Raw genomic sequence first — 15,793 nt, 5'->3', positions numbered from 1 at the left:
GCCCGCCCATTAGGGTTACGGCATGACTCAGACGGTGCGAGGTGTGGTCTCCAGGGCAAAAGGTCAACCGGTCGAGGTGGTGGAGATCGTGATCCCCGACCCAGGGCCGGGCGAGGTCGTTGTCGACATCCAGGCCTGCGGCGTCTGCCACACCGATCTGCACTACCGCGAGGGCGGGATCAACGACGAGTTCCCGTTCCTGTTGGGGCATGAGGCCGCGGGCACCGTGGAGTCGGTCGGTGCCGGCGTCACCAACGTGGCACCCGGTGATTTCGTGGTTCTGAACTGGCGTGCGGTGTGCGGCCAGTGCCGCGCGTGCAAGCGCGGCCGCCCGCATCTGTGCTTCGACACCTTCAACGCCGAACAGAAGATGACGTTGACCGACGGCACCGAGCTGACCCCGGCGCTGGGCATCGGCGCGTTCGCCGACAAGACGCTGGTGCACGAAGGTCAGTGCACGAAGGTCGATCCCGCGGCCGACCCGGCCGCGGCGGGTCTGCTGGGCTGCGGTGTGATGGCCGGCCTGGGCGCGGCGATCAACACCGGTGCGGTCAACCGCGATGACACCGTCGCGGTGATCGGTTGCGGCGGGGTGGGTGACGCGGCGATCGCGGGTGCCCGGCTGGTCGGGGCGAAGCGGATCATCGCCGTCGACATGGACAACCGCAAGCTGGACTGGGCCCGCGAGTTCGGTGCGACGCACACGATCAACGCCGGCGAGCTGGATGCGGTGAAGACCATCCAGGACCTCACCGACGGCTTCGGCGCCGACGTCGTGATCGACGCGGTGGGCCGGCCCGAGACGTGGAAGCAGGCGTTCTACGCGCGTGACCTGGCGGGCACCGTGGTCCTGGTCGGGGTGCCGACTCCGGACATGACGCTGGAGATGCCGCTGATCGACTTCTTCTCTCGCGGTGGGTCGTTGAAGTCCTCGTGGTACGGCGACTGTCTGCCCGAGCGGGACTTCCCGACCCTGATCTCGCTCTACCTGCAGGGCCGGTTCCCGCTGGACAAGTTCGTCTCCGAGCGCATCGGTCTGGACCAGATCGAGGACGCATTCCACAAGATGCACGCCGGAGAGGTGCTGCGGTCGGTGGTGGTGCTGTGAGCACGATTCAGCGGCTGGTGACCAGTGGCACATTCGAGCTCGACGGCGGCAGCTGGGACGTCGACAACAACATCTGGATCGTCGGCGACGACAACGAGGTGGTGGTGTTCGACGCCGCCCACACCGCCGACCCGATCATCGACGCCGTCGGCGGCCGGCACGTGGTGGCGGTGGTGTGCACCCACGGCCACAACGACCACGTGACCGTCGCGCCACAGCTCGGGCAGGCGCTCGACGCACCAGTGCTGCTGCACCCGGCCGACGAGGTGCTGTGGCGAATGACCCACCCCGACAGCGACTTCCGCTCGGTATCCGACGGCGAGACGCTGCGCGTCGCCGGCACCGAGCTGCGGGCACTGCACACCCCCGGGCACTCTCCCGGCTCGGTGTGCTGGCACGCCCCGGAGTTGAACGCGGTGTTCAGCGGCGACACCCTGTTTCAGGGTGGCCCCGGCGCCACAGGCCGGTCGTTCTCGGACTTCCCGACCATCCTGGAGTCGATCTCGGGCCGGCTCGGCAAGCTGCCCGGTGCGACGGTGGTCTACACCGGTCACGGCGACTCCACGACGGTGGGCGACGAGATCGTGCACTACGACGAATGGGTGGCCAGGGGGCACTGATCCGCCCCGCGGGCATCAACCGTCGAGGATGCGGCGCTTCTCGGCTTCGAACTCGGCGGCGGTGAGCGCTCCGGAATCGCGCAGCGCCGCCAGCGTCTTCAACTGCTCCAGCCGCACCCCCTGATCGGTGGGCTGATAGGAGGCCACCGGCGGCGGCAACGGCCCCGGCCAACTCGGCTCGTCGAGGCTGACCGGCCCCCGCAGGGGTTGCGGTCGCCTGCCCGCGCGTGACGACCACACCAACGCCGGCGCGAGCCCGGCAAGACCGGCGACGAACAGTCCACCGAGCGCCCACGGCAGCCAGCCGGACGACGTGTCGCGGCCGAAGGCCAGCCGCGGGTCGATGTAGCCGCGGACGTTGCCCCCGGTTTCGATGTCGTAGGTGCCGTCCGCGGGGATCTGCGCGACCCAGATGCGCACCCGGACGTCGTTGTTGACCGAAGTGGTCGACCCCATGGTCTCGGTGACGACGGGGTCGGGCCCACCCGCGGACGGTGAGATGGCCAACTGCAGCGCAGGCACCGGAAAGCCGCCGCCGGTGCCCCCGGTCACCGCGGTGTGGAAGCTGATGGTCACCTCCCCGGCGGGCAGGTGCAGCCGGCCGGACCCGGGGACGGGCACCTCGCCGTAGGCGTCGAACTCGTCGAACACGAACGCGTTCAGCATCAACGTGACGAAGAACCCGGCCGCCCCGACCACCATCGTGAGGATCGCGGCGATGACGGCGATCCGCGGGCCGACCCGTCCCTTCATGGGCAGAGCATGTCATGACCCGGCTTCCTACGACGTGACGTCGGCGCGAGGACTACCGTTCGGGGCATGGCGGAGTCCAGCATCGTGGTGCGCCCCGAGCCGAAGGACAGCGGTTCCTACAGTGCCGCTTCGCGGTTGCAGGCCGCCGGCCTGGTACCCGCGATCGCCGTCTTCGAGCGCGCGGCGGCCGCGGTGCCCCTGCCGCAGCCACCCCAGCCGATCGTGATCGCCGATTACGGCGCGGGCAACGGGCTCAATTCGCTGCTGCCGATCGGTGCGGCGATCGCGGTGCTGCGCAAGCGAACCCGGCCCGAGCATTCGGTGCTGGTGGCGCACACCGACCGGCCGGACAATGACTTCACCGCACTGTTCCACACCGTCGAGAACGACCCGGACACTTACCTGCACAAGGACAAAGCCACGTTCGTCTCGGCGATCGGCCGGTCGTTCTACTCCCAGATCCTGCCGTCGAACAGCGTCCACCTGGGCTGGAGTGCGTGGGCGATCCACTGGTTGACCCGGGTCCCGTGTGGCATCGAGGGCCACATCCAGGTCGACTTCTGCTCAGACGAGGGGGTGCGCGCCGCCTACGCCAGGCAGGCGGCCCACGACTGGCACGAGTTCATCGCGTTCCGTGGCCGCGAGTTGTGCCCGGGTGGGCGGCTGGTGGTGATGACGACGGCGGTCGGCGACGACGGCGATTCCGGATTCCGGCCGCTGATGTCGGTGCTGCTCGACACGCTCGACGAACTGGCCGGCGCCGGACTGCTGACCGCCGACGAAGTGGCGCGGATGTGCCTTCCCACGATGGCCCGCCGTGCCGCCGACTTCGTGGCCCCGTTCGCGCCGTCCGGCCGCTTCGAACGGCTTGAGATCGAGCACCTGGAGATCTTCGACGCCACCGACCGGTTCTGGGAGCGCTACCGGGTCGACAGCGACGCAAGCACTTTCGGAGCGCGCTGGGCCGGGTTCGCACGCGCGTCGCTGTTTCCGGCGCTTGCGCGGGCGCTCGACGACGGTGGCGCCGATCAACGCACCGCGGAGTTCTTCGACCGGCTGGAGAAGGGCATCGCCGAGCGGCTGGCCGCCTCGCCCGAGCCGACCCGGATCCCGCTCGCCCACGTGGTCCTGGTCAAGAGGCCCAGGCCCTAGCGGATCGTTCCCAGACCTGGGATCAGCGGCAGGTCCAGCGCGGTCACCCAGCCCGGTGAGAGATCGTTGACGGCGGGCACCGCGTTGAGTGCGCGCAGCCCGGTGGCCAGGCAGCCGGCCGCCGCGGCGTCGCGCCCGGAGCCATCGGTGAACCGGAACGCGGTCTCCTGGAAGATGCTCGGCGTGCCCTCGATGTCGACGCGGTAGACGTCGTTCTCGTTGCCCGACGGCCAGTCGGGTGCGGCGTCGCTGCCGATCCGGTTGACATGCTCGAGCTGGATGCGGGTCTCACCGCGGTACACCCCGTTGACGGTGAAACGGACGGCTGCGACGTGACCGGGCGCGATGACGCCCTTGGCGGTCTTGCGTTCCGTGGGTGTCACCCACTTGTCCCAGGTGGTGGTGATTTCGTCGAGCATGATCCCCGCGGCATGCGCGATCATCGGAACCGTTGCACCCCAAGCGAATACCAGGATGTCGGGATTCTCCAGCATCGGCCGGTATTCCGGTGGCCGTCCGATGCCCATCTCGCGGTCGTAGTCACCCTCGTAATTGGTGTAGTCCAGCAGTTCGGAGGCGCGCACCCGGCGGACCTCCGAGCACAGTCCCATCAACGTCATCGGGAACAGGTCGTTGGCGAACCCGGGATCGATTCCGGTGGTGAAGCACGACGACTCCCCGAGTTCGCACGCCACCGTGATCGGTTCGATCCAGTTGGGCGGGTTGAGGTGCATCGTCGGCCAGATCCACGGCGTCATCGCCGTCGAACACACGTCGATCCCCGCGCGCAGGAAGCGGGTGATCAGCTCGATGTTGGCCTCGGCGTGCGCGGCCGTCGGGCCGTAGTGCACCAGCGCGTCGGGCTTCAGGTCGATCAGGGCGTCGACGTCATCGGTGGCGATCAGGCCGATGTCGCGGCCCATCCCGCAGATCTCGCCGACGTCGCGGCCGGCCTTGTCCGGGTTGCTGACCCCGACCCCGACGAGCTCGAATTGGGGATGGCGGACGACCTCGGGGATCACCATCCTGCCGACGAAACCGGTCCCCCAGATCACCACGCGTTTCACGTCGGTCATCTCAGAAGCAGCGCCGCAGGCCACCGGGCTCGCAGATCAGCGGGTACTGGTCCACGGGAATCGGCAGCGGCTCCTTGAAGGACAGCGTGAACGGGATCTCGATGATGCCCGGCGCGGTGCCGCAGTTGCCGTTGTGGGTGATCTTGCGGGTCCCCGACATCGTCACGTCGTCGAACCTGATGACCTCCACGGTCGGCTCCCAGCTGCCGTCCGGGCACTGCATGCCCTCCGTCTTGGGTACGGAGAAGCCCCACACCCCGCCGACCAGCGCGGCGTCGCCTCCGGTCAGCCCGCGCGACGGGTTGACGTGCAGCCTGCATCCCACCGGTAGGTACAGGGGTTCGCGCAGGTCACCGACGACGGGCACGCACGTCGGATAGATGGTCCAGGTGCCGGTCTGCCCCTCCGACGTGTAGTTGTAGACACCCTGCATGACGTTGGCCGCCTGGGCCGGCGCCGAGAATCCCACAGCGGCACCGGCAAGAACGACGATCGCGGCCAGACCGCGCAGCAACTTCATGCCCGCAGTATTTCAGCCGCCGGTGGACAAAGTCACGGGTTTGTCGGGTGCCGGGTTTTGCCCGCCGGACCTTCGGGTAGAGCACTCTGCGCAGACTCAAGTGCAGGGTGGTTCCCTTTGGCCTTCCATATGGTGACGACGGCGGTGCGGACCGTTGTTCTCGCCACATGCGTCTTTCTGGCCGCTCTCACCGGCTGCTCGCCCGGCGATCGGGTCGATCTGGGTGCGGGCGCCGCCGACGCCCTGATCGCGGCCATCGCGGGAGAACCCGACCAACTCGATCCGCACAAGACCACGTCGTACTTCTCGTTCGAGGTACTGGAGAACGTGTTCGACACCCTGGTCGAGCCCGACGGGAATCTGCAGATACAGCCGGCGCTGGCCCGGGCCTGGGAGGTCAGCCCCGACCAGCTGACCTGGACGTTTCATCTGCGGCCCGGCGTGACGTTCCACGACGGCACCCCGCTGACGGCCGACGACGTCGTGTTCTCCTACCGCCGCATCATCGACGAGCAGCTGGCCAACTCCGACAAGTTCAGCTCCGTGGCCGCGGTCGACGCGCCCGATCCGAACACCGTGGTCATCCGCGTCGACCGCCCCACCCCGAACATGCTGACCAATCTCGGTGGGTTCAAGGGCATGGCGATCGTGTCGCGCGCCAACGTCGAGAGCGGACGGATCGCCACCCAACCGGTCGGCACCGGGCCGTTTCGCTTCCTCGGCCAGAAGAGCGGTGACTCGATCTCGTTGGCGGCGAATCCGAACTACTGGGACGGGCCGCCCGGCGTGTCGGGCGTGACGTACCGGTTCATCTCCGAACCGTCGACGGCGTTGTCGGCACTGCAGGCCGGCGAGATCGACTGGACGGATTCTGTTCCGCCACAACGGGTGACGCAGTTGCGCGACGACGAATCGCTGGAACTGGCGGTCACCCCGAGCAACGACTACTGGTACCTGGCGCTCAACGAGGCGCGCGAGCCGTGGAATGACGTGCGGGTGCGGCAGGCCGTCGCCTACGCCGTCGACCGGGACGCGATCGTGCAGGCCACCAGTTACGGCACGGCGGCCGTCAATCAATTGGCGATACCACAGGGCAATCCGTGGTTCACGCCCTACGACAGATACCGCGACGACGGCGAGCAGGGCCTGGAGACGGCGCGGACGCTGCTGCGGGAAGCGGGCGCCCAGCCACGAGAGCTGGACATGCTCGTCACCACCGAGTATCCCGAGACCGTCACCGCGGCCCAGATCATCGCCGACAACCTTGCGCCCCTGGGTATCTCGGTGAAGATCCGCACCGTCGACTTCGCCACCTGGCTCGACGAACAGAATTCCGGCAACTTCGACATGTTGATGATGGGCTGGCTGGGCAACATCGATCCGGACGACTTCTACTACGCCCAGCATCACACCGACGGCACCAGCAACGCGCAGAAGTTCTCCGATCCCGAGGTGGACCGGCTGCTCGACGCCAGCCGGGTCGAGACCGACGAAGCCGCCCGCAAGGAGCAGTATGCCGGCGCCGCGACGCTGATCGCCGACAAGGTCAGCTACATCTACCTGTACAACCCGTCGGTGATCCAGGCCTGGAACCCGGCTCTGTCCGGATACGAGGCGCGCCGCGACGGTGCGGTCCGTTTTCGGAGCGCGACGTTCGGCGCGGACGGGGGTGCGTAGTCATGTCCACGGCCATGCCGGTCCTCCGGTTCGTCGCGCGCAGGCTGCTGTTCTCGGCGGTCGTGATGATCGGTGTGCTGGTCGTGGTGTTCGCGTTGGTGCACCTTGTGCCCGGCGACCCGGTGCGCATCGCGCTGGGCACCCGCTACACCCCCGAGGCCTACGAGGCCCTGCGCGCCGCGAGCGGTCTGGACCGTCCGATCGTCTCGCAGTTCTTCGGCTACCTCGGGTCGGCGCTGACCGGTGATCTCGGGGTCAGCTTCCGTAACGGCGACCCGGTGACGCTGACGTTGCTGGAGCGTCTGCCCGCCACGCTCTCGCTCGGACTCGTCGGCATCGTCATCGCGTTGGCGATCGCACTGCCTGCCGGCATCTACGCCGCGCTGAGGGAGGGCCGGCTCAGTGACGCGCTGGTCCGTATCAGCAGCCAGTTCGGGGTGTCGATCCCGGATTTCTGGATGGGCATCCTGTTGATCGCGCTTTTCTCGACGGTGCTGGGGTGGCTGCCGACCTCCGGGTACCGGCCGTTGACCGAGGACCCCGCCGGGTGGCTCCGGCATGTCGTCCTGCCCGGGCTCACCGTCGGGGTGGTGGCCGCGGCGATCATGACCCGCTATGTGCGGTCGGCGGTGTTGGAGGTCGCCGCCATGGGTTACGTGCGCACGGCCCGGTCCAAAGGGCTCTCGCCGCGGATCGTCACGTTCCGGCACACGGTGCGCAACGCGCTGGTGCCGATCCTGACCATCACCGGCATTCAGCTGGCCACGCTGCTCGGCGGGGTGATCGTGGTCGAGGTGGTGTTCGCGTGGCCCGGACTGGGGCGGTTGGTGTTCAACGCGGTGGCGGCCCGCGACTATCCGCTGATCCAGGGCGCGGTACTCCTGATCGCCGCGCTGTTCCTGGTGATCAACCTGCTCGTCGACGTGTTGTACGCCGTCGTGGACCCGAGGATCCGGTTGGGATGACGACGACCGACCCGAACGACACGCGCCTCTCGTCGTGGCGGCTGCTGGCGGGCAACCCGGTCACGCTGGTGAGCGCGCTGGTGCTCGTCGCCGTGACCGTCGTTGCGGTGACGGCGAATTGGCTGGCACCGTACGGCGTCAACGACGTCGACGTGCCGAATGCGCTTGCGCCGCCCAGCGCTTCGCACTGGTTCGGTACCGACGAACTGGGCCGCGACGTGTTGTCCCGGGTGTTGGTGGCGGTTCAGGCGTCCATGCGGATCGCCGCGGTGAGCGTGGCACTCGCCATGGTCGTCGGTGTCGCGGTGGGGGTGGTCGCCGGCTATCGCGGTGGCTGGCTGGACACGGTGCTGATGCGGGTGGTGGACGTGATGTTCGCGTTCCCGGTGCTTCTGCTCGCGCTCGCCGTCGTCGCCATCCTCGGCCCCGGGGTGACGACCACCATCCTGGCGATCGCCATCGTCTACACGCCGATCTTCGCGCGCGTGGCGCGTGCGAGCACGCTCGGGGTGCGCACAGAACCGTACGTGTCGGCGTCACGCGCCATGGGCACCGGCGACCTGTACATCCTGCGGCGACACATCCTCCCGAACATCGCGGGCCCGCTGATCGTGCAGACGTCGCTGTCGCTTGCGTTCGCCATCCTGTCCGAGGCCGCATTGTCGTTCCTGGGCTTGGGAATTCAGCCGCCGCAGCCATCGCTGGGCCGGATGATCTTCGACTCGCAGGGGTTCGTGACGATGGCGTGGTGGATGGCGGTGTTCCCCGGCGCCGCGATCTTCGTGATCGTGCTGGCGTTCAACCTGCTCGGCGACGGGCTGCGCGACGTGCTGGATCCCAAGCAGCGCACCACGGTCGAGGCCCGCAGGAGGGAACGATGACGGTCCTGAGTGTGGACAACCTCCGGGTCCGCATCGGCGCCCGCACCATCGTCGACGGAGTGTCGTTCGACGTCGCCCGCGAGAAGACGGTCGGCATCGTCGGCGAATCGGGTTCCGGCAAGACGATGACGGTGCTCGCGGCCACCGGTCTGCTGGACGCGCCCGGCGCCCGCGTGTCGGGGTCGAGCACGCTGACCGGCGCCGACGAGCCCGTGCAGCTGGTGGGCGCGTCACCCCGGGTGCTGCGCGTTGTGCACGGCGCGCGGATCGGATTCGTGTTCCAGGACCCCGGCACGTCGCTGAACCCGCTGCTGACGTTGGAACGTCAGATCACCGAATCGCTTGAGAAACACCGACACCTGACCCGACGCGCGGCGAAGGACCGGGCGCTGGAGCTGCTGGAGGCGGTGGGATTACCCGAGCCGCAGATGCGGCTGCACGCCTATCCGCACCAACTCTCGGGTGGGCAACGCCAACGGGTGATGATCGCGATCGCGCTGGCCTGCGACCCGGAGCTGCTGGTCGCCGACGAGCCCACCACCGCGCTCGACGTCACGACCCAGTCCCAGATCATCGAGCTGGTGCGCGAACTGCAGCGCGACTTCGGCACCGCGGTCGTGTGGATCAGCCACGACCTCGGGGTGATCGGCCAGGTGGCCGACGAGGTGACGGTGATGCGCAACGGGGTGACCGTCGAGCAGGCGCCGATCATGGAGGTGTTCGACCGGCCCCGCGAGGAGTACACCCGCGACCTGCTGGCGGCCCGGCCCGTGCTCGACCGGGCGGGCCCGCCGGCCGTCGCCGACGCCGACGCGGAGAGGCTGCTTGAGGTCGACGGCCTCGACGTCCGGTTCGCGGTGACGACCCCGGTCGGCCGCTCGACGGTGCATGCGGTCAGGGGCGTGTCGTTCACGGTACGCCGCGGCACCACCTTGGGGCTGGTCGGAGAGTCGGGCTCGGGCAAGTCCACGGTCGCGGCCTGCCTGACCGGCCTGGTGAAACCGGATGCCGGCACCGCAAATCTGGCCGGCGTCGATGTGGTGCACGTGAAAGGTGCTGCCGCCAAGGGGATCAGACGACGGATCGGGCTCATCCTCCAGGACCCGTTCTCTTCACTGAACCCCCGTGGCCGCATCGGCGATTCGATCGCCGAGCCGCTTGTGGTGCATAAGCTGGTCGACGGCCGGGAGACACGGCGTCGGCGCGTCGAGGAACTGCTCGACCTCGTCGGTCTGCCCACCGAGTTCGCCGACCGGTATCCCCACGAGCTGTCCGGAGGACAACGGCAGCGGGTGAGCATCGCCCGCGCGCTGGCGGCCGAACCGGATCTGCTGATCCTCGACGAGGCGACGGCGTCGCTCGATGTGTCGGCGCAGGCCCGCGTGCTGGACCTGCTGTCCCGCTTGCAGCGCGAGCTTGGGTTGACCTATCTGCTGATCGGACACGACCTCGCGGTGATCCGCCAGGTCAGTCACGAGATTCTGGTGATGCGCGGCGGCCAGGTGGTGGAGAACCGTCCCGCCGACAAACTGTTCACCTCGCCGCAGCAGGAGTACACGCGGGCGCTGCTGGCGGCGGTCCCGCCGGTGAAACCGCGTTCCGCCGTGTGACGTTCGCCGCGGCCGTGAGAAGGTCGTGGGCATGAGTCAACTCAGCGGCAAGGTCGCGTTGGTCACCGGTGCGTCGGCGGGTCTGGGAGCGGCGACGGCGAAGCTGTTCGCCGAGCGCGGCGCGACGGTGTTCGGGGTGGCCCGAGACGGCTTGCGGATGGCCGAGGTGTTCGCCGACATTCCCGGCGGCAGCTTCTCGTCGGTGGACATCACTTCCCCCGCAGCGTGCGCGCAGGCGGTCAGCGAGTGTGTGGCCCGCTTCGGGCGGCTCGACGTGCTGGCCAACATCGCCGGCTTCCACAAGATGCGCCACACCGTGTCCATGACCGACGCCGACTGGGAGGCCGACCTCTCGGTGAATCTGAACGGGCCGTTCTACCTGTGCCGTGCCGCGCTGCCCCATCTGCTGGAGTCCGGCGGCAACATCGTCAACGTCGCGTCGATCGCCGGCGTCGAGGGCGAGGTGTATTCGGCCGGTTACTGCGCAGCCAAGCACGGGCTGATCGGCTTGACCCGCGCTCTGGCCGTGGAGTTCACCAAGGAGCGGCTGCGGGTCAACGCGATCTGCCCGGGTGGCATGCCGACCGCGCAGACCACCGAGTTCGAGGCGCCGGAGAACGCCGACTGGGATCTGATCATGCGGATCGCCTCCCCGCGTGGCTTCATGGCGACCGACGATGTGGCGAAGACGATCGCGTTCCTGGCCAGCGACGACGCCGCCGCGATCCACGGCGCGGTGTACCGGGTCGACAACGGCAAGGGCGCCGGCTGACTGGCGCGCCGGTAAGCAGCTGAGTCCACGACCCGTCAGAACGGCGGTGGTTCATACGTTGCGGCGAGCCAGGCCTGGTGTTGCCGTTCGCGTTCGGCGTTGATCTCGATGCGTTGTCGGCGTTCGCGCGCGATCCGAGCCCGCCGTTCCTGCTCACGGGTACGCCGCCGCGGCATCATCGCCGCCTTGTCCGGGTCATCTTCGGGCACTTCGACGTCGGGCAGTGGCGCGGTCGGTGTCGCCAGTGTCGGGAATAGCAGTCCGCCAAGCGGTTCGGTGGTGTACACGTGCCCGGTCGGCGCGGTCAGCACGACCGTGCCGTCGCGACGCTGCTCGTCGCGCCAGCCGTACACCCCCGTGAGGAACGTCTTGATCACATGATGGGTACGGCAGTAATGCTTGAGCCCCGAGGCATGCGTGACCCCGAATGGCCACCGCGTCGTATGGTCGACATCGCAGCGCTCCACCGGGGCGTCGCAGCCCGGGAAGCGGCAGGTCAGATCACGCCACTGCAGAAAATCCTTCAATCCGGCCGACGGGCGGTAGCCCTTCTCCGGTTCGGCGCCGGGCAATCGCACCGGCTTGAGCTTCGCCGTCTTGGCCGCGGCACGGACCTCCTCGGCCGGCAGCACCCCGAACCCCGGCAGGTATCCCGCCTTGTCACCGTCTCCGTCCACCGTGGCCTGCTCGGCCAGGATGTGAATCACCACCTGCGCCGCGGACTCCCGTAGCACCGCGGCCGGGCAATCCTCGGCGCCGCACTCACAGGTCAGGGTCGACTCCCCCCGCCCGAGCGCCCCCGCCGCGTCGGCCCGCAGATTATTGTGCGAGCGTGGATCGTTGCTGCACACCGTCGCCGCGATCGCCTCCAGACGCTGATCCAACGCCGCGGCATCACGGGCGTTGAGCAGTCCTCCGGCGAAGGCCATCCCCGGTACATCGGGTGTCACATCGAAGTAGCGGTTGTCCTTCGCTTCCGGCGGCACCCGCACCGCGGCCGGATCGAAATCCGCCACCCACAGATCCACCCGATCCCGAAGATCGTTCTTGGACAACCGCATCCACCGCGACAATTTGGGCGCGATGGCCTTGTCCAGGCCGCCGATCACGTCATCCTCAACGTTCTTGGTGCGGGCCAGAACTATCTGCACCATCCGCAAATCGATATCGCCCCGCGCGAACGCTTCGGCCACTTTCGGTAACCGGGTGTACAGCGACACTGCCATCTCCACCTGGTAACCGGCCCGCGACCGGCTGATGTTCTGCGCGGCCGACACCTCAGCCGCCACCGCCTCATACACATCAGTGTGCAAGAACCCTGCCTCGGCGTAATCGCACTTACGGGAACGAAACAACGCCGCGACCGCTTCCAGCCGCCGCGCGATCGCCGCCGACTCCGCACGCGCCGCCGAACTCATCGCGTCGATGAGTTCCGCAGGCTCCGCGTATGCGAACATACGTTCGATTCTAGCGGGTCCCACCGACGCGGACGACCACGAAATCGCCGGCTGTGGACAACCCGCGCTGCCAGGTTCGGGTCAGCGATCCCAGCGAGCCTTACGTCGGCGAATCCGCTGCCGTGTGCGCCCCGCCGACTTCGTCAAGGTCGCTGAATCAAGAATCGCTGCAGCATCTCTCGTTCGGCTGCCGGATCCTCCACCGGCCAGAACAACAGCGCCAGCACCACACGCACGATCCACTGCGCGGCCTGCGGATCGTCGTCGTCGATACCGGTCAACTCGGCTGCCAGCGCAGGCGGGACCGCGGACCGGCCGATCCACGTCAACTCATCCTTGCGCATTGCGCTGAGCAGCGTCTGTCCTATCGGGTCGGCCCGGATCCGTTCCAGCGCAACCACAACCGCGGTCACGGTGCGCTCGGCGCCGCTCAACCCGACCACGGCGGAGCGAACCGTCGCGATGATCCTCTCCGCCTGGCGCAACAGGACGGCCTCGCGGATCTGGGCCTTACCCCCGACATGCCGGTAGATGGTGGCCCGCGAGCAGTGCACTGCGGCCTGCAACGCGGCCATGTCGAAGCCGTCCAGACCGTCGCGCACGATGAGGTCCGTCGCCGCCGAAAAGATGCGGTCGGCCGCTTCGGCACGCCGATCCCCGACGAGCCAGTCGTCTCGCACCGCTCTCCCTCCGTGAGATCCTTGCAGTTCAGTTTCGCAGCATGAGACATCACATGGTCGAAATCTCAGCATTTCGGCAGGTCGGTGGTGCCCGCTGAGACTTCCTGGCCCATATCCCCTCACCTGGAATTTCAACTTTCGCACGAGCATTGACGTGCCTGTCGGCCACCGCATTTCCTGGATCGGTGACCGTAGGACACACCGATCTGGGCCTGGCCCTGTTCCACGACGAGTTCCTTCAGGATCCGCATCCGCTCTACGCCCGGATGCACGCCGAGGCTCCGGTGCACCGGGTGGGCGATTCGGACTTCTACGCGGTCTGCGGATGGGACGCCATCACCGAGGCCGTCGCACGCCCAGGCGACTTCTCGTCGAATCTGACTGGCGCGATGCGGTATCAGGCCGACGGCACTGTGAGCCTTCTGCCCCTGGACACCCTGGGCAGTCCCACGCAGGCGCTCGCCACAGCCGACGATCCCGCGCACGCCGCCCACCGGAAATTGCTGGTGCCTTATCTGGCCGCAAAACGCGTCCGCGCCCTGGAGACCTTCGCCGAGAACACCATGCACGCGTTGTGGCAACAGATGCCTGCCGGCGCACCTGTGGAATGGATGGCTGTGGTAGCCGATCGCCTGCCGATGACGGTCGTCTGCAAGCTGATCGGTGTTCCCGCCGAGGACGTCGATCGGATCGCGGCATGGGCCTATGCCAGTACCCAGATCCTTGAAGGGCGTGTGGACGAGCACACGCTGACCGCCGCAGGCACCGCAGCTCTGGAGTTGGCCGGCTACATCTCTGACAAGCTGGGCCGGGCATCGCTCGATCCCGGCGATAACCTACTGGGCTGTATCGCCACCGCCTGCGCGGCAGGAGAATTGAACAACTTGACGGCGCAGGTGATGCTCGTGACGCTGTTCAGTGCGGGTGGCGAGTCGACCGCCGCGCTCATCGGATCGGCCACGCAGATCATCGCAACCCGTCCCGACGTCCAACGGCGCCTGCGCGCGGACCCGGGCTTGATTCCCGCCTTTCTGGAAGAGGTGTTGCGCTTTGAGCCGCCGTTCCGCGGGCACTACCGCCATGTAGTCAGGGATTGCGCGCTCGCCGGCAAAGAGCTCACCGCGGGCTCTCGCCTACTTCTGTTGTGGGGTGCCGCCAATCGGGACCCGGCGCGTTTTGACGCGCCGAATGAGTTTCAGATCGAACGCCCGAACAGCAAGGCACACATCGCGTTTGGCAAAGGCGCCCACTTCTGCATCGGCGCCGCCCTGGCGCGGTTCGAGGCCAGGATCGTCATCGACCACCTGCTGCGGCACACGTCGTGGGTCGATGCGACTGGACCGGGGTGGTGGTTGCCGAGCCTGCTCGTCCGCCGACTCGACGAGCTACCGTTGACGATGACGTAACTTTCCCCTTCCGCCAGCAACCTCGGCCGGGACGGCTCGGCACACCCAGCAGGAGACCGCCAGCAAACCACTACCCCCTTCCCACGGGCTGTTGACGGTGTTACGTTGCCTGCACAACGTTTACTCAAATGGGGGGTCATCATGAGTTTTGTTGTTCGGACCAGTGCGGCCATGGCAGTCGCAGCGGTCACAGGGGCCGCAGTTATGGCTACGCCCATGGAGCGGCCTGTGCCGCCCACCGGCGACCCGGGATCGTCGAAGCTGGTTAATCTGGCCGCTTCGTCGCGCCCGCTCTACCCGTGGCCGCTGGCGCCGGCGCGCGACACAGAGCCGCGGCGGACCACGGCAGCGCCGACGGCGACGCTCGAGGAAGACCCGGCCACCGCGGATCAGATCGACGAGGACTTCATCGCGTTCCGCCAGGCGCTGCGCACCGACTTCACGCCGTTCGCCAACGACCTCGGCTATCTCGGAAAGCAGCTCTACATCGGTTTCAACTTCGGCGAAAGCCTCGTGGCGAGCCTCGTCTTCAACGGGACGGACATGCTCCGCGGCGAGGGTGTGCTGAAGAATCTCGGCGAAATTGCTTGGGATGTCGTGCTTTCCGCCGTCTACATCGCCGTCGACGAGCTCTACCTGCATGTCCCAGGACTGCCGCCGATCGTCGTCCTGCCCGACCGCGCACCCGCGGACGCTCCGATCGGGTGGCGACGGCCGCTGTCGCCCCAGCCGGGCCGGGACCTCGTCGTCCCGGTTCCCTATGTGCCGTCGGAAGCGTCGCAGACCGCCACCGTCGACGAAGGCGACAATGCAGCCACCGTCGACGAAGGCGACCAGGTCGAAACGGGCGACATCGCGGAAAGCGATGCCGCGGAGGCGCCGCCCGCCGAGCAGCAGGGCGATGTCGACGACGGCACCGACGAAGACCTGGATGCCCAAGAGGATGTCGAGGAACTGGAGGGACCGGCCGCGGAGGAACCCGCCTCTACCGATGATGCGGACGCCGATGATGAGGGCGCCGATGAGCCCGAGGCCGGCGAACCGGCGGCGACAACCGCACCGGATTCCGAGTCCGGCGCGGAGGGATCTACCGACACGTCCGGAGAGTGAGCCCGC

At 67.9% G+C, this 15,793-nt stretch carries 15 protein-coding genes; 10 read left to right on the top strand and 5 right to left on the bottom strand.

All coding sequences use genetic code 11. The features are described from left to right. Nucleotides 1-22: 22 nt before the first annotated feature. Together BN976_RS17005 and BN976_RS17000 are read left to right on the top strand one after the other, a co-directional pair. Nucleotides 23-1,108 (top strand): S-(hydroxymethyl)mycothiol dehydrogenase, encoded by a 1,086-nt coding sequence (locus BN976_RS17005; protein WP_036372179.1) that lies wholly within the window; start codon nucleotides 23-25, stop codon nucleotides 1,106-1,108. Beyond that, the gene (locus tag BN976_RS17000; RefSeq protein ID WP_036372176.1) at nucleotides 1,105-1,728 is read left to right on the top strand and encodes an MBL fold metallo-hydrolase; all 624 of its coding nucleotides are present in this window, start codon (nucleotides 1,105-1,107) and stop codon (nucleotides 1,726-1,728) included. The genes BN976_RS17005 and BN976_RS17000 overlap by 4 nt, the downstream gene beginning before the upstream one ends. Before the next feature lie 15 nt (nucleotides 1,729-1,743). Here BN976_RS17000 and BN976_RS16995 read toward each other — a convergent pair whose 3' ends face one another. Then, a complete protein-coding gene (locus BN976_RS16995) occupies nucleotides 1,744-2,481 on the bottom strand; it encodes an SHOCT domain-containing protein (RefSeq protein WP_011780938.1) in 738 nt (245 codons plus the stop codon). A 66-nt stretch (nucleotides 2,482-2,547) separates the two neighbouring features. Here BN976_RS16995 and BN976_RS16990 point away from each other — a divergent pair, with 66 nt between their 5' ends. Continuing rightward, nucleotides 2,548-3,633, top strand: a complete 1,086-nt coding sequence (locus BN976_RS16990; protein WP_036372173.1) for a class I SAM-dependent methyltransferase — start codon at nucleotides 2,548-2,550, stop codon at nucleotides 3,631-3,633. Here BN976_RS16990 and BN976_RS16985 read toward each other — a convergent pair. Together BN976_RS16985 and BN976_RS16980 are read right to left on the bottom strand one after the other, a co-directional pair. Further along, entirely contained in the window at nucleotides 3,630-4,709 is a 1,080-nt protein-coding gene (locus BN976_RS16985) for an NAD(P)H-dependent amine dehydrogenase family protein (RefSeq protein ID WP_036372171.1), read from the bottom strand. The two genes, BN976_RS16990 and BN976_RS16985, sit on opposite strands and share 4 nt — an antisense overlap. A 1-nt stretch (nucleotide 4,710) precedes the next feature. Then, nucleotides 4,711-5,229 (bottom strand): hypothetical protein, encoded by a 519-nt coding sequence (locus tag BN976_RS16980; RefSeq protein ID WP_011780941.1) that lies wholly within the window; start codon nucleotides 5,227-5,229, stop codon nucleotides 4,711-4,713. Nucleotides 5,230-5,358: 129 nt separating this feature from the next. On the opposite strand from BN976_RS16980, the gene BN976_RS16975 reads away from it, so the two are divergent. The 5 genes from BN976_RS16975 to BN976_RS16955 are packed head-to-tail and all read left to right on the top strand — an operon-like array spanning nucleotide 5,359 to nucleotide 11,134. Next, entirely contained in the window at nucleotides 5,359-6,906 is a 1,548-nt protein-coding gene (locus tag BN976_RS16975) for an ABC transporter substrate-binding protein (RefSeq protein ID WP_036372169.1), read from the top strand. Nucleotides 6,907-6,920: 14 nt separating this feature from the next. After that, complete coding sequence (locus tag BN976_RS16970; protein ID WP_036372364.1) at nucleotides 6,921-7,871, top strand: ABC transporter permease; 951 nt, start codon at nucleotides 6,921-6,923, stop codon at nucleotides 7,869-7,871. Beyond that, nucleotides 7,868-8,752, top strand: a complete 885-nt coding sequence (locus BN976_RS16965) for an ABC transporter permease (protein ID WP_011780944.1) — start codon at nucleotides 7,868-7,870, stop codon at nucleotides 8,750-8,752. Before BN976_RS16970 ends, BN976_RS16965 begins: the two co-directional genes overlap by 4 nt. Continuing rightward, nucleotides 8,749-10,362 (top strand): dipeptide ABC transporter ATP-binding protein, encoded by a 1,614-nt coding sequence (locus BN976_RS16960; protein ID WP_036372167.1) that lies wholly within the window; start codon nucleotides 8,749-8,751, stop codon nucleotides 10,360-10,362. Before BN976_RS16965 ends, BN976_RS16960 begins: the two co-directional genes overlap by 4 nt. 31 nt (nucleotides 10,363-10,393) lie before the next feature. Next, entirely contained in the window at nucleotides 10,394-11,134 is a 741-nt protein-coding gene (locus BN976_RS16955) for an SDR family NAD(P)-dependent oxidoreductase (protein WP_036372166.1), read from the top strand. A 35-nt stretch (nucleotides 11,135-11,169) separates the two neighbouring features. On the opposite strand, the gene BN976_RS16950 is transcribed toward BN976_RS16955, so the two are convergent. Together BN976_RS16950 and BN976_RS16945 are read right to left on the bottom strand one after the other, a co-directional pair. Beyond that, nucleotides 11,170-12,591 (bottom strand): HNH endonuclease signature motif containing protein, encoded by a 1,422-nt coding sequence (locus tag BN976_RS16950; protein WP_011780947.1) that lies wholly within the window; start codon nucleotides 12,589-12,591, stop codon nucleotides 11,170-11,172. A gap of 143 nt (nucleotides 12,592-12,734) precedes the next feature. Then, nucleotides 12,735-13,271 (bottom strand): TetR/AcrR family transcriptional regulator, encoded by a 537-nt coding sequence (locus BN976_RS16945; protein ID WP_011780949.1) that lies wholly within the window; start codon nucleotides 13,269-13,271, stop codon nucleotides 12,735-12,737. Between the two features lie 185 nt (nucleotides 13,272-13,456). On the opposite strand from BN976_RS16945, the gene BN976_RS16940 reads away from it, so the two are divergent. Together BN976_RS16940 and BN976_RS16935 are read left to right on the top strand one after the other, a co-directional pair. After that, nucleotides 13,457-14,677: a cytochrome P450 gene (locus BN976_RS16940; protein ID WP_036372163.1), complete on the top strand. Its 1,221-nt coding sequence runs from the start codon at nucleotides 13,457-13,459 to the stop codon at nucleotides 14,675-14,677. Between the two features lie 216 nt (nucleotides 14,678-14,893). Further along, nucleotides 14,894-15,787, top strand: coding sequence for an ICP22 family protein (locus tag BN976_RS16935; RefSeq protein WP_051558452.1), 894 nt, complete (start codon nucleotides 14,894-14,896; stop codon nucleotides 15,785-15,787). The last annotated feature ends 6 nt before the right edge of the window (nucleotides 15,788-15,793 follow it).

The organism is Mycolicibacterium austroafricanum, from assembly GCF_000612725.1.
In the GTDB taxonomy this organism is placed as follows: Bacteria; Actinomycetota; Actinomycetes; order Mycobacteriales; family Mycobacteriaceae; genus Mycobacterium; species Mycobacterium austroafricanum.
The sequence above is the reverse complement of the archived record's forward strand: the minus strand, read 5'-3'. Positions and strand labels throughout refer to the sequence as shown.

Excerpts from the sequence above, each read along its gene's own strand:
- BN976_RS17005 (WP_036372179.1), top strand. The coding sequence starts at position 23 with ATGACTCAGACGGTGCGAGGTGTGGTCTCCAGGGCAAAAGGTCAACCG.
- BN976_RS16995 (WP_011780938.1), bottom strand. The coding sequence starts at position 2,481 with ATGAAGGGACGGGTCGGCCCGCGGATCGCCGTCATCGCCGCGATCCTC.
- BN976_RS16990 (WP_036372173.1), top strand. The coding sequence starts at position 2,548 with ATGGCGGAGTCCAGCATCGTGGTGCGCCCCGAGCCGAAGGACAGCGGT.
- BN976_RS16985 (WP_036372171.1), bottom strand. The coding sequence starts at position 4,709 with ATGACCGACGTGAAACGCGTGGTGATCTGGGGGACCGGTTTCGTCGGC.
- BN976_RS16980 (WP_011780941.1), bottom strand. The coding sequence starts at position 5,229 with ATGAAGTTGCTGCGCGGTCTGGCCGCGATCGTCGTTCTTGCCGGTGCC.
- BN976_RS16975 (WP_036372169.1), top strand. The coding sequence starts at position 5,359 with ATGGTGACGACGGCGGTGCGGACCGTTGTTCTCGCCACATGCGTCTTT.
- BN976_RS16970 (WP_036372364.1), top strand. The coding sequence starts at position 6,921 with ATGCCGGTCCTCCGGTTCGTCGCGCGCAGGCTGCTGTTCTCGGCGGTC.
- BN976_RS16965 (WP_011780944.1), top strand. The coding sequence starts at position 7,868 with ATGACGACGACCGACCCGAACGACACGCGCCTCTCGTCGTGGCGGCTG.
- BN976_RS16960 (WP_036372167.1), top strand. The coding sequence starts at position 8,749 with ATGACGGTCCTGAGTGTGGACAACCTCCGGGTCCGCATCGGCGCCCGC.
- BN976_RS16955 (WP_036372166.1), top strand. The coding sequence starts at position 10,394 with ATGAGTCAACTCAGCGGCAAGGTCGCGTTGGTCACCGGTGCGTCGGCG.
- BN976_RS16950 (WP_011780947.1), bottom strand. The coding sequence starts at position 12,591 with ATGTTCGCATACGCGGAGCCTGCGGAACTCATCGACGCGATGAGTTCG.
- BN976_RS16935 (WP_051558452.1), top strand. The coding sequence starts at position 14,894 with ATGGAGCGGCCTGTGCCGCCCACCGGCGACCCGGGATCGTCGAAGCTG.